At 56.1% G+C, this 13,891-nt stretch carries 8 protein-coding genes; 7 read left to right on the top strand and 1 reads right to left on the bottom strand.

Features of this window, described 5'->3' with window-relative positions; translation table 11 throughout:
* Window positions 1–316: 316 nt before the first annotated feature.
* The 5 genes from VK574_RS13605 to VK574_RS13585 all read left to right on the top strand — a co-directional run bounded on the left by VK574_RS13605 (window position 317) and on the right by VK574_RS13585 (window position 8,384).
* The gene (locus tag VK574_RS13605) at window positions 317–1,474 is read left to right on the top strand and encodes a fatty acid desaturase family protein (protein WP_472800387.1); all 1,158 of its coding nucleotides are present in this window, start codon (window positions 317–319) and stop codon (window positions 1,472–1,474) included.
* A 101-nt stretch (window positions 1,475–1,575) separates the two neighbouring features.
* Complete coding sequence (locus VK574_RS13600) at window positions 1,576–2,973, top strand: cytochrome P450 (protein ID WP_472800386.1); 1,398 nt, start codon at window positions 1,576–1,578, stop codon at window positions 2,971–2,973.
* Window positions 2,974–3,469: 496 nt separating this feature from the next.
* A complete protein-coding gene (locus VK574_RS13595; protein ID WP_472800385.1) occupies window positions 3,470–5,797 on the top strand; it encodes a glycoside hydrolase family 3 N-terminal domain-containing protein in 2,328 nt (775 codons plus the stop codon).
* A 35-nt stretch (window positions 5,798–5,832) separates the two neighbouring features.
* On the top strand, window positions 5,833–7,197 hold the full coding sequence (locus VK574_RS13590) for an MFS transporter (RefSeq protein ID WP_472800384.1): 1,365 nt from the start codon (window positions 5,833–5,835) through the stop codon (window positions 7,195–7,197).
* A gap of 44 nt (window positions 7,198–7,241) precedes the next feature.
* A complete protein-coding gene (locus VK574_RS13585; protein WP_472800383.1) occupies window positions 7,242–8,384 on the top strand; it encodes an endo-1,4-beta-xylanase in 1,143 nt (380 codons plus the stop codon).
* 46 nt (window positions 8,385–8,430) lie between these two features.
* Here the strand turns inward: VK574_RS13585 and VK574_RS13580 are convergent, their stop codons facing one another.
* The gene (locus tag VK574_RS13580; RefSeq protein WP_472800382.1) at window positions 8,431–11,262 is read right to left on the bottom strand and encodes a glycosyl hydrolase; all 2,832 of its coding nucleotides are present in this window, start codon (window positions 11,260–11,262) and stop codon (window positions 8,431–8,433) included.
* Between the two features lie 327 nt (window positions 11,263–11,589).
* Here VK574_RS13580 and VK574_RS13575 point away from each other — a divergent pair, with 327 nt between their 5' ends.
* Both VK574_RS13575 and VK574_RS13570 read left to right on the top strand, forming a co-directional pair.
* A complete protein-coding gene (locus VK574_RS13575) occupies window positions 11,590–12,840 on the top strand; it encodes a glycoside hydrolase family 28 protein (protein ID WP_472800403.1) in 1,251 nt (416 codons plus the stop codon).
* Between the two features lie 248 nt (window positions 12,841–13,088).
* Window positions 13,089–13,856: a FadR/GntR family transcriptional regulator gene (locus tag VK574_RS13570; protein ID WP_472800381.1), complete on the top strand. Its 768-nt coding sequence runs from the start codon at window positions 13,089–13,091 to the stop codon at window positions 13,854–13,856.
* Window positions 13,857–13,891 lie beyond the last annotated feature (35 nt).

Genomic DNA, 13,891 nt, shown 5'->3' with positions numbered 1-13,891 from the left:
TGCGGAACTCGAGTGCAGGCCGAGGTTGGGGAAAAATCTTGCAGGACCGCGGCCGGGCGTCTAGCGCACCATTCGAAGCGTCCTCGTTGTGCACGATGGATCGATTTATGTTAGCAGAGCAGAGAAGCAATGCAACTAATCTTCCCTCGCAGGAGCGAAGACCCGGGACCATCTCCGTCAGGGCCGAATTCCCTTGATTCTGCATAAATCTACACGCTAGTATCACTTTCGACGCCCGCGGCGGGACAAAAAAGTCCCCTGCCACCCGGGGCAACCAGTGCTATTGGCCGGATAAGCCGGCACGGTTAACATGATTATGAAGGCACCCGTGGAGTCCGGGACCGAAGCGTTGATCAGTCTACAGTCGGATATCGACGATCTTGTACCCTCTGAGGCCTTGCCGCGGGAGGTTGCCGGCGACGCCGCAAGTGTCTCTTCCTTCCCGAAAGTCTTGCGCCGCCGCCTCGACAAGTTCTTTGCCGACCAGAATATTTCTCCCAAAGCCGACCGCACGATGTGGGTGAAGATCTTTACCGGTCTCACGGTGCTGGTGGGCAGTTGGATTGCTCTTTACGCCTTCAAGTTGGATTCATGGGGATTTGTCGGCCTCTACCTGCTGGGTGGCCTGGCCCAGACGTTCCTGCTGCTTAACATTGCCCATGACAGCAACCACAACGCCATCTCGTCTCTGCCCTCCGTCAACAAGACGCTGAACTATGTCTTCGATGCCTGTGGAATCAGCTCGTACATGTGGCGGATTCTCCATCATCGTGGGCACCATTCCTGCATCAATATCCACGGCGAAGACGATGCGCTTACAGGACGGGGCATCTTCCGGTTTACGCCCTACGAGCCCCGCGCAAGCTATCACCGGTTCCAGCACATCTATGCGCTGTTTTTTTATGCAATGTTCTCTCTCGACTACGTATTCGTGAGGGATTTCGAGGCCTTCTTCTTCCCGACCCACGAGTATTTGAAACGCGCCCGGCACCCGGCGCGCGAATACGTCGTCCTCTTTGCCGGAAAGGTCTTTTACATCACTTACATGCTTATTTTGCCGATCGTTGTTCTGAGGAAATCGCCCCTTCTGGTCGCCGGGGCATTCGTACTCGTTCATTTGATCATCGGTTTGACGGTATCCCTGGTTTTCCAGACAACGCACACCATCGACAGCACGTATTTTCCGTCAGATCGCAGCACGTTTGAGAACGGCGTCTATCATATCTTCGCGACGACTGCCGATTATGCAACGGATAACCCGGTTGTCGGTTGGCTCGTCGGCGGGCTCAACCATCACATCGTGCATCATTTGTGTCCGTTCGTCTGCCATTCCCACTATGCCCCGCTCACCCGGATTGTGCGAGAGACCGCCGAAGAATTCGGCATCCCTTACCGGCAACATCCCACCATGACGGGGGCAATTCGCCATCATCTGCTTCTTTTGAAGCAATTGGGAAACGAGACCTATTCCTGAGTGATTAGTACCTTTACTATGGTGATTATCCTACCGATTCAGGCAGTGCCTATGAGAAACCTCATCGCTCGAAGCAAACTTGCAGGCAGAGGGGTGTGAGGTTGTCCACGTCGATTCCCACCGTTTCCCGATTTCGCTCCTTCGCCGATTCGCGGGCCATGGCGAGCAATGCCGTGCAGATTTTGACGAAGTACACGGATGCCTTCGGTGCCACGTTCCGGTTCTATCTCGGTGGTCTCAAAGAGGCCATTGTGACGATCGATCCGGCCGTCATCCAGCATGTATTGAAGACCAACGCAGAGAATTACCAGAAATCCGAGATTCAAGTGAAGCGGATGGGCCACTTCCTGGGCAAAGGTCTTCTGACCACCCACGGAGAGGCCTGGCGCATACAGCGGCGACTTATCCAGAGGGGTTTTGAGCGAAAACAGCTCGAGATTCTTTCTTCGATCATGCAGGAGTCTCTCACGGAATCGCTGCGGGAATTCGACGCGCAAGTCAGTCTCGGCCCCGTCGATATCTACCCCCAATTAATGAAAATGACCTTCTCGATGGTCGCTAAATCGCTGTTTGGCGCCCGGCTGAAGGAAGAAGATATCGACCTCGTCAGCCATACCATCTCCACCGTCCAGGAATTTATCGTTCGGCAAACCCTTCAGCCCTACCTGAACCCGTGGTTCGCCGTTTCGGGTGATCTGCGCAAACACGAAGAGATGCGCGTCCGCGCAGATGGCGTTCTGCTGGAATACATCCGGGTTCGTCGCAATCAGGAGCCGGGCCACGACCTTCTGCAGATCCTGATGGATGCTCGCTACAGCGATGGTGAAGGAATGAGTGATGAACTGGTCCTGAGCGAGAGCATGCAACTGCTGGTTGCCGGCCATGAAACCTCTTCCAATGCGCTTTCGTGGGTTCTCTATCTCTTGAGCACTCACCCGGATTGCCTTGAGAGAGTTCGGCAGGAGTTCCATTCCGTATTGGGTGATGCGCCGCTGAGTTTTGGCGACGTACCCAGGTTCGAGTTTGCCACGCAGGTGATTCTGGAGGCGCTCCGCCTTTACCCGCCGTTTTGGATGATCGACCGCATGGCTGTCGCGGACGACCACGTAGGGGATCTCGCCATACCGCGAGGATCGACGGTCATAGTGTTCGTCCACGGCGCGCACCATGCACAACGTTCCTGGCCCAACCCGGAGAGTTTCGACCCGGAGCGGTTCGCCAAGGCCAATGAGAAGCTGCACACACCCTTCACCCATCTGCCCTTCGGAGCCGGCCCGCGGGGTTGCATCGGCGGAAATTACGCGATGCTGCAGATCCTGATGATTTTGAGCGAGTTGCTCAGACGATATGACCTTGAGCTGACGCCGGGTCAGACGATCGAGCCGCGCCCAATGGTCATCCTGCGACCGGAGCACGGAATCCGCATGACCTTTACCAAGACGATCGCGTCCGACCTCGGCCTCGCGAAAACAACATCCGAAGAAATCGGGCATTCTTAGGCGTCGTGGGCGATTGCAAGAATCTTTTCAGGAGCACCTTGGCTCTGCGGGGAGTCTGACTCGAAGTGTCCGTGCATCTTCACAATTTCGCGGATTATCTCCAAGAAAATCGATTTTTCTATTGCTCTTTCCACGGTGAGCAACTAGATTTATCCCGGCAGCAGAGCAGCTATTGCCGAGTGCGGTTCCATGCCCTCTTTGAACAGGATCTGCTCTCTCCGTCCGGGAGTCGTGCAAGTGGGCTGTTCGCATCGATTGTTCGCCGTTTTTGACGACCGCAAAATGGGTGCTTGCCCAACTCGTTCGAGTGTGTCCGTTTATCCAATTCCCAGCAACGACAACTCCTCCGTAGCTCGTCCGCTACTGCTCCCACCGGAGCCGGGGATTTATCAGTTCTGCAGGCTGATTGGTGACTGTTATCAGTCGCGGAAGCTTGCGCCCTTCTCACTCAATTGCCGTGCATTGCCGCGAGCATGAACCCCCAGGAATGGATCGCATGAAAAAGCAGAAGTCCGCAGCAGCCCTATCCGCCCGCAAAGCTTCTTCCCCCTATAAAGACGCCAAACTTCCCTCCTCCAGGCGAGTGAAAGATCTCATTGCGCGGATGACGCTGGAAGAAAAAGCAGCACAGATGATGTGCGTATGGCAGTCGAAAGCCGCAACGATGTTGGATGCGGAGGGAAACTTCGATTTCCAGAAGGCGAAGAAGTCGTTTCGCAATGGCCGCGGACTGGGACAAGTGGGCCGGCCAAGCGACGCGGGCGGCGGCAAAGACGCTCGCAGCATGGCCGTACTGACCAATGCCATCCAGAAGTTCTTCCTCGAGAACAGCCGACTTGGAATTCCGGTGATGTTCCATGAGGAGTGTCTGCACGGCCACGCGGCTCCGGGGGGAACCAGTTTCCCGCAACCCATTGCGCTGGGAGCCACCTTCAACCCGGCGCTGGTGGAGTCGCTGTTCACGATGACGGCTCTGGAAGCGCGTCTGCGCGGCGCGCATCACGCACTGACGCCGGTGGTCGATGTGGCTCGTGAGCCTCGCTGGGGTCGTGTCGAAGAGACTTACGGAGAGGATCCTTACTTGGTTTCGCGTTTGGGAATCGCGGCAGTGCGCGGCTTCCAGGGAGAGAAGAACTTCAGGGACAAGCAGCATGTACTGGCCACGCTGAAGCATTTTGTGGGACACGGGCAACCAGAGTCAGGCATGAACTGCGCTCCCTCGAATGTATCGCTGCGGGTTCTCGAGGAAACCTTCCTTTACACATTCAAGGAAGCTCTGCGCGAAGCGGGAGCAGTGACGCTGATGGCGTCGTACAACGAAATCGATGGTGTTCCATCCCACGCCAACAAGTGGCTGCTGCGAGACCTGTTGCGCAAGCAGTGGGGCTTCAAGGGCTTTGTTGTGTCGGACTATTACGCTATCTGGGAACTGGGTTACCGCCCGGACACGCACGGCCACAATGTCGCCAAAGATAAGAAGGAGTCGTGTGCCCTTGCTGTTCAGGCAGGCGTCAACATCGAGCTGCCTGATCCGGACTGCTATCTGCACTTGGTGGAACTGGTCAAGAAAGGCGTGCTGAAGGAATCGCAGCTCGATGATCTGGTTGCGCCAATGCTTTTCTGGAAGTTCGAAATGGGATTGTTCGACGACCCCTATGTCGATCCCGAAGAGGCGGACCGTGTGGTCGGTTGCGATGAGCATCGCGCCCTCGCGCTGACAGCGGCCCATGAAGCCATCACCTTGCTCAAGAATGAGAATGGCCTGGCGCCTCTCGATCTGAACAAGATCAAGACCATCGCGGTGATCGGACCCAACGCGGATCGTGGCCTTTTGGGCGGATACAGCGGCGTGCCGAAGCACAACGTCACGGTGCTGGACGGCATCAAGGCCAAGGCCGGCAAGAAGATGAAGGTCCTCTACAGCGAGGGATGCAAGATAACGATTGGCGGCTCTTGGAACCAGGATGCAGTTGTGCCCAGCGATCCCGAAGAGGACCGCAAGGCAATTGCAGAAGCGGTGCGTGTGGCGCGCAAGGCAGATGTGATCGTGCTGGCGATTGGTGGAAACGAGCAGACATCGCGCGAGGCATGGGGACTCAATCACATGGGCGATCGCACCAGCCTGGACCTGATTGGACGCCAGGAGGAACTGGTAAAAGCGATGCTCGGGCTGGGTAAGCCGGTGATCGTGTTCCTGTTTAACGGTAGGCCGCTCTCCATCAACTACGTCGCAGAGAATGTCCCGGTGATTTACGAGTGCTGGTATCTCGGACAGGAGACCGGACATGCAGTTGCCGACGTGCTCTTCGGCGATTACAACCCTGCCGGCAAGCTGCCAATCTCGGTGCCTCGCTCAGTTGGTCATCTGCCTGTCTTCTACAACTACAAGCCGTCGGCACGGCGCGGATACCTCTTCGACGATGTGTCGCCGCTCTATGCGTTCGGGTATGGATTGAGCTACACAAGCTTCAAGATCGCCAACCCAAGACTCACAAAAAAGAAGATTCGCACAGATGGATCGACGCAGGTTTCAGTGGATGTCGCCAATACTGGCAAGCGCGCTGGTGCGGAAGTGGTGCAACTCTACATCCGCGATCTGGTGAGTTCGGTAACGCGTCCGGTTAAGGAGTTCAAGGGCTTCCGCAAGGTGTGGCTCGAGCCTGGCGAGAGCACCACGGTTACGCTCGACATCACGCCGGCGCTGCTTTCCTTCTTCGACGTGAACATGAAGTACGTCGTGGAACCCGGAGATTTCGCAATTATGATCGGCAATTCTTCACGCGATGCCGATCTTCAGACGTTGACTTTACAAGTGACACGGTAGTCCGTCCCGGAACACTGGCGGAAGACGAGGCAGTGATGATCGAAAAACTTTCCTTTGGAGAGAAGTCTGGCTACGCCCTGGGCGACATGGCGGCCAATTTTGTCTTCCAGGCTATGTTGGCGCTGCAACTGGACTTCTACACCCACACGTTCGGCCTCACGGCCGCGCAGGCAGGAACGCTCTTCCTTGTTGTCGGCCTGAGTGTGGCGTGTCTCAATCCGGTTATGGGCGTGATCGCCGATCGTACCAGCACAAAGTGGGGAAAGTTCCGGCCTTGGCTGCTGTGGTCGGCGCTGCCCTTCGGCATCATTGGCGTCCTCACCTTCACCACGCCCGGTTTCAGTCCAGCCGGAAAGATCATCTATGCCTGGACCACTTACATCCTGCTCAGAGTGATCTACACCATCAACAACGTGCCATATGCCTCACTTACGGCGGTGATGACCTCTGACCCCGACGAGCGGACCAGCATCGCGTCGTACCGGCAGATCGCCGCTAACTCCGCCGGCTTTATTGTCGCCAGCCTCGCCATCCCGATGGTCAGGTTCTTTGGCCGCGGCGACGACGCGCGCGGATACCAGTACACCATGGGTCTGCTTTCTGCCTTGAGCGTCATCTTTTTCATCGTTGCCTTCTTCGCTACGAAGGAGCGCATCCAACCCGATCCACAACAGAAGACCAATCTCGGCCAGGACCTCTCCGACCTTTTCAAAAACCGCCCCTGGGTTGTGCTGTTTCTCGCTACCTTGTTCTATTTCACGGCCATCGTGATACGCGGCAACGTCATGCTGCCCTATTTCCGGTTCGTTGCTGGCAACGTCGACCTCTTCGCATGGTTCAACGGATTCGGCCTTGCCGCACTGCTTGTTGGCGTCGCCTGTTCCACGGCTGTATCGGTCCGGGTAGGCAAGCGCCAGCTCTTTATCGGCAGCATGTTGTTGTCGGGCATCTTCAACATGGCGCTGTTCATTATTCCTCCCAGCGCCACCGTGACGATCATCGCTGTGGAAGTGCTGCGCCAGTTCGCCTACGGATTGTCGGGCCCCATCATCTGGGCGATGATGGGCGACGTTGCCGACTACGGTGAATGGAAGACGGGCCGTCGCGCCAGCGGTACAGTTACTGCCGCCGTCGTCTTCGCCCTATGGGCGGGTCTCGCTCTCGGCGGTGCCATTGCCGGCTGGCTCTTTTCGTTTTACGGATTCGTCTCCGGGGCGGACGTGCAATCGGCACATGCACAATCCGGTATTCTCTTGACCGCCAGCATCTATGCGGGCCTCGCGTTCTTCGCAGTAGCTGCCTGCCTGTTTTTCTATCCCATCTCGCGCGAAGGAAACCAGAAGATCGCGAACGAGCTATCCGAACGGCGCAAGGCGTTCGTTCCACACACGGCCCCGTAGGCGCTCACTATCCAGCCATCAAAAGGCTCAGAAAAGGAAGAATCATGTCAACGAAAACGCGGACAACGGCTGGTCTGGCGGTGTTAGCGGCACTCCTCATCACGCTTGCGGCGGCGGCAGCACAGGAGCCCACTTCTCTGAAAGAGGCCTACAAGAACGCCTTTGTGGTGGGCGCGGCAATCAACGCCCTGCAGATCACCGGTCAGGACCGCCGCGGGGACGCGATCATCGAAGCGCAATTCAACTCCATCTCGCCGGAGAACGTGCTCAAGTGGGAGAACGTACATCCTGCGCCAGGAACTTACTCCTTCGAAGTTCCGGACCAATACGTAGCCTACGGGGAGAAGCACCATATGTTCATCGTCGGCCATTGCCTGGTGTGGCATAGCCAGGTTCCTGCGTGGGTTTTCCGCGATGAGAAAGGAAGCTTCGTCGACCGCGAAACCCTGCTCAAGCGGATGCACGACCATATTCAAACAGTTGTTGGTCGCTACAAGGGCCGCATTCAAAGTTGGGACGTTGTCAACGAAGCGCTAAACGAGGACGGGACCCTGCGCCAGTCGTCGTGGATGAAGATCATCGGCGAAGACTATATTGCGAAGGCCTTTCAGTACGCGCACGAAGCCGACCCTCAGGCGCAGCTTACCTACAACGACTACTCGCTGGAAAATGAGGCAAAACGCAAGGGCGCACTCGCACTCATTACGAGGCTGAAGGCTGCGGGGATCCCAGTCACATCCGTGGGTCTGCAAGGGCACCTCGGTTTGCAAGGACCTTCGGTTGAGACCGAGGATGATACGATCTCCGACTTCGCGAAACTCGGAGTCAAGGTGGTGATCTCGGAACTGGATATCGACGTGTTGCCTCCTGCTACGCAACAGCAAACCGCCGACGTCTCGCTGAAGGTTGAACAGGATGCGAAGCTCAACCCCTACGCCAACGGATTGCCGCAATCCGTGCAGCAGGAACTCGCAAAGCGATATGCCGACCTATTCGGCGTCTTTTCCAAGCACCGCGATGTTGTCACCAGGGTCACGCTATGGGGTGTAACCGACGCGGATTCATGGCGGAATAACTGGCCAGTGAAGGGTCGCACCAGCTATCCATTGCTCTTCGATCGCAGCGGACAGCCGAAACTCGCCTTCCAAGCAGTCATTCGAGTAGGAGCGAACACCAAGACAGAATAGTTCCGGGTGTGCATTGCGCGGTTCTCGCTCATCAAGATGTCAACAATCACTGCGGAATCGATTTGATCAGTGTTACGGGGCCGAGAATACCGGAAGGCAAAGGCTGTAGATTCTCCAAATCTTGGGGCGTAAAAAGCCTGCCGTAGCGTTCCCACAGCAGTCGATAATCCGGCTGTGGCCGGCCTGCCATGAAGTTGATTGCCGTATTGCCAACCAGGATCCGAAGTTCGTTTTCGCCTTCGCGCAGATTGGGTGTGACATCGAGGCGGAAAGGCGGTCGCCAAACCACACCCGCAAGTTTGCCATTCACGTAGATTTGCGCAGCCTCGCGAATGGGCCCCTCCAAATAGGCCTTCATATTGTGCTCTCCCGGGGGAGAAGGAAGATTCTGCTTGGATCCTTGCCCGAAGTCGAGTACGAACTCTGTCCCTTGTCTCAATTCCTCGTGCGGCAAATCGAAGATTTTCTGGTAAGTTGCTAGGCCCGAATAAAACTTCGTTCTCGTGTCTTCACTCCACGATGCGAGGCGATCCATCTCTATTGAAAGTCCAATTCCATCGAATGTCACTTTCCACGACTGCGAAAGGTCGAGTTCGGCGGTCTCGTTCCTTTTCACTTCCAGAGGCGCAGCAATGGCCTCTTCCCCAAAGAAGATTAGGCGCGACTCGTAAGGCGCCAGATCGAGCTCTATACTGCGTGGATCACGAATCCCAGAAATCGCGCCTGAAAACCCGTCCCACTCCTCAGCACGACTTGCGGTGTCGCGGAATTGTGCTCGCACTTGTTTTCGCTTGTTCGACGTATTCGCCACAAAGTACAGATTGCCGCCCGTGAGTTTCCGGTGAATGAAGCCAATCTCCGGCGCAGGTGAAGACAGCTTCAAATCAGGGGGCGTATCGGCCGCCAGCTCCGCACCCAATTTCGTTTCATCCTTAAGAAAATGTGCGGTAGGAACATCTCCTTCAAATAACTGCTGAGATAGTTCTTTGATCCGCGCCGATTCTTGATCGGCATGTATCAATCCTGGGGCTGTGGCCGGCAGACGCCGGGTCGCAATTACGATGCCCCCTCTGCGCGCAAAGCCAACGATCTTCTCATAGGTCGAAACCGGCAATCTGTTCACATCTGGCAAGATCAGTGCGCGATAGGGAATTCCAGCGTGGTCAATGGTGTCTGCGTCGATGAAATCGAGATTGAAGCCGGCATCGAGAATCTGCGCGATGACCTGTTTTCCAAGCGCCTTGTCCATCGACTCATCGATGCTCACATTCGATCCTGTTTCGTCAAAGCCCGCAGTGCTCGTGGGCGACGATCGCTGCTTGAGTTGAGCTTTGAAAGAAGCCCACACATCATCATTGGGCAGCAGTAACGTAACATCGTTGGCAGGCTTTCCCTGGCGCAGCGCGAAGCTCACCCTCTGCAGATATCGAGCAAGATCGGGCATTGCAAAGAACCAAGGGTTATGCGAATTGAGTACCGCAGCCGCGTACATGCGCCAGCCAGGCTCGGTAGCCGAAGGCGGTGAATACGGCCATCCATGCCCTACAAGCTGGTTGATGCCCTGCAAGAAATGCAGATCCGCCTCCGCCTTCAGATCCAGCGGCGTCGCTCGAAAAGCAGGAGAATGTAGCCATGTCCAGGTTTCAGAGGAGATAACGGGCCGATGAAACAGATGACCTGCGGACGCAGCCCAACGAGTATCGGAAAACTCCCGCCACATATTGAAAGTGGCCTTGCCTTCACCTTCCGGCAGGTCGGCCAGGCGGTTGCTCCATAGCGTCACCGGAGGGAACCCATAAGTCTGCGAACGGAATTGTGTGGAATGCGCATGCGCCCATGCTTGAAGTGGTTTAAGAAAATTGTCATCTGCCATCTCAGTAAGTGTTCTGCCCCAATCGTGCCGAATCGCGGCAGTGTCTGGCCCGGTGTCCATTATCAATGCGAGCAAATGAGGACGAAGATCGTACCCACGCCGCCGTTGGAATTCAGCGAGCAAAGCTGGAGTCCAATCCGATCCATAATCCTCCAGGCTGTCACTGAAGGCGGCGTAAGGCGGTTGATTACCAAAAGCAGAAAGAAGCTCGTCGCCAACGGAGTGAAGATGGTGCTCAGTTGCGGCGCTGTCGTAGTGGTCGAGAACAAACCCGGCGGCACCAACTGCCGGGCGTTTCACAGTCATACCGCTACGGCTGGAGACAAAGCAGATCAAAGCGCGAGATTGGGAAGCGGATGGGAACGAATACCAACCGTCAACGGGCTGTGGAAGTGGTTCTGCGTGGGCGACGTCTTCCGGCAACGCAGATCGTGCAACGATGAATCCGGAAAGCAGAGCCTCGCCTTGATCGATGAACGGAGCCAATGCAGAAGTCGCGCCCGGATCGACAGGGCGAGACTCGACGCGAAGTTTGCCTGCGGCCTCAGTGATCGGAATGGTTGGACCACCAAGGGGCCAGCCGCTGCCAAGGGTCACATCAACTCGAAGGCCTAGACGCCGAGCTTCCGCAACTGCAAAGTGGAGTGCCTTAAGGTGTTCCTGCGACAGAAACGGCGTGTTTCGGAACCCCTTTGAGGGGTCATCAAGGGCAAGCGCATAGAGATTGGCAATCTCGACGCCGCCTATGCCCGCCGCCTTCATTTGTTCCAGCTCTTTGGTCAGCTCTTCCTTTTTCCCGGCAGGTCCAAACCACCACCAGCGCATCATGATCCGACTGGAATCTGGTGGATTCATAAAACGGCGGTGCAATTCGGCGATACTCGCATCGGGTTGGGCATGCGCGAAAACAGTGATGGTCATCGCCAATGCCCACATCATCAAGAGACTGTGGAACGTGTTGCCGCTTCTGCTGGATTCTTTCTCTGCAATCTTGCGGTGCAACATGAAAGGGATGAACCTCCAGGTTCTGGGAGTGCTTAGCCTAAACTTTCTTCAGCGTTCGAAGTTGGTGCGGGTGTTCTCTGAAAACAGGCCAGACCTGTTTCGTCCGGGCGTGCTGCGCTTGCGCACAGTCTATCTCCCGATGGCTGGTTTGTCTCAGCGTCCTCTATGGGAGCCTGCTCCTTCGCACGTCAAGGCGAGATGAAGTAATCTCGCGATGTGGCAGAACCACTTGAGAAATCATGCGTACGATCTGTTGCACAGAAACGGATGTCCTCGAGGATTCTCGTGATTCCAGAAGATCTTTTACTTCGCCATAAACTCGCAGGAGTGATCTTGACTGCGGTGTGCATTGGAATTTCACCGGGCTCTCTCCATGCTTCCGCCAACTGCGACCCAAGAACATATGGCGCCAAGGGCAACGGAGTAACCAAAGACACCGCCGCAATTCAGAAAGCGATCGATGTATGCGCGCGCGGAGGAGGCGGAATCGTCAGTCTCGATGCTGGCACCTATCTCAGCTCTCCTATCATTTTGAAGAATAAAGTCACGCTCCATCTCGATAAGGGCGCAACCTTGCTTGGCTCCTCCAATCACGAGGATTATCCACCCCAAATCGAATTTCATCTTCCCGATCTGCAACCGCTCGTGAGCGCGACCAATGCCAACGATGTAGCGATCACGGGTGACGGCGTGATTGATGGAGCGGGCGAAAGCTGGTGGCTTGAGGCACGCAGCCTCAAAGATCATGGCATTTTGGGGAATGGGCATCCACGGCCGAAGCTCATCATCTTCGATCATTGCAAGCACGTGCTGGTGGAGGGAATCACGGTCCAGAACTCGCCGATGTGGCAGGTGGTCCCGTACTACTCCGACGATGTGACGATTCGAAACATAAGAGTTCTGGCACCGCCCAACTCTCCGAATACAGACGCCGTTGATCCCTTTTCGTCTTCGCATGTTCGCATTGATCACGTCTATGCCGACGTTGGCGATGACGATATCGCAATCAAGTCGGGCCCAATCAACTCTCCCGGCCCGGACGATCCGAGCCGGGATATCTTCATTACCGATTGCACGTTCATGCATGGACACGGCCTCTCAATCGGAAGTGAGATTGCCGGAGGCGTCCGCAACATTCGGGCCGAGCGTATTCACTTTGAGGGCACCGACAACGGCATACGGATCAAGTCAAATCGGGATCGCGGCAACGATGTGGGCGACCTGTTCTTTCGCGATATTGAGATGAAAGACGTGGAGAACGCGCTGATCATCAGCGAGTACTATCCTAAAATTCTGCCATCCGAAGAAGAAGCCGCGCAGCCCATCACTCGATTGACGCCGCACTTCCACAACATCACACTGGAAAACGTGATCGCCACGGGGAGTGAATCAGCCGGCGTAATTGTGGGTTTACCGGAAGCGCCGATCGCCGGCGTGATTATGCACAATGTGAAGATCAGCGCCCGCAAGGGGCTCACGATTGGATATGCCGAGGTGTCTGGCGGCAGCGTCGTCGTGCATGCCGAGGAAGGCCAGGAGATTACAAAGCTGGCGGGCGCGAAAGTCTCTATTCGTTGAGGCGGACAGCCCCAACCAATATCTCCATCTTCTCGAAAGCGGCTAAAGGTGATGGACATTGCTTCGGTCTAGAAACACCGGAGCTATGTGTCGTCCATTGGCGTGTCAGAGGTCAGACCACTAGTTTTATACTCTATATAGCAATCGCCTTCCTTGCGAGTTGGATGGGTTTCCAACCGGAAGGCATACGTTCGGTGCTAATCTGGTCTTACCCCAAATTCTCAGGTTTTAGAAGGTTTTTGCACGATATGCAACTTGGAATCCACGAATCGCCCAACAGCCACCGAACGATGGAAGTGGTTAACCACGTTCGTTCACTGATTGAAAAAGGAGTGCTGCAGCCGGGCGACAAAATCCCGCCGGAGCGCGAATTTGCTCGTTCGCTCAAGATTAGCCGCGCCAGTCTCCGCACGGGTATTGGGTACCTCGCAGCCATGGGTGTGATGAAAATCCGGCACGGGGTTGGAACCTTTGTTGCCGATGGGCCACCGGATTTCGGCAAGGCGTCTCTCAGTTGGATGGGAGCTCTTCACGGCTTTCAAACCTGGCAGATGTTTGAAGCGCGGATCATTCTTGAATGCAACCTTTCCGCCCTTGCAGCGGAGCGCGGAAAAGACGTGCACCATGCCGCGCTTGCCGAAGAGGTGGCGGAGATGTTTGCCGCTCTGTCCAGCCCAGCCGACTACCTCATTCATGATGTGCTTTTTCATCGGATCATTGCGCAGGCATCGGCCAATCCCATCCTCGCCGCGATCATGGAGACAGTGACGTCGTCAATGTACGACAAGCGTCGCAAGACTGTGGAGCGTGCAACGGACCTGCGGGAGTCCGCGGAAATGCATCGGGAGATTTACCGCGCAATTCGCACACGGAATCCGCTGGAAGCTCGAAAGTTAATGGAAGAACACCTGCGATTGGCGCAAACTGCTCAGGGCGCGGAACGTCCAGCGGACCGAAACGCCGCGGCTGCTGCTCCGAAACGCAAATCGTCGCGAGCAAATGCGCACGCGCATTGACGACCCGTTTCCCTCCCCTGGTTCTGCTGCCAACC

The organism is Occallatibacter sp., assembly GCF_035317045.1.
Classification (GTDB): domain Bacteria; phylum Acidobacteriota; class Terriglobia; order Terriglobales; family Acidobacteriaceae; genus Telmatobacter.
This window is presented reverse-complemented; position numbering and strand designations above follow the sequence as displayed.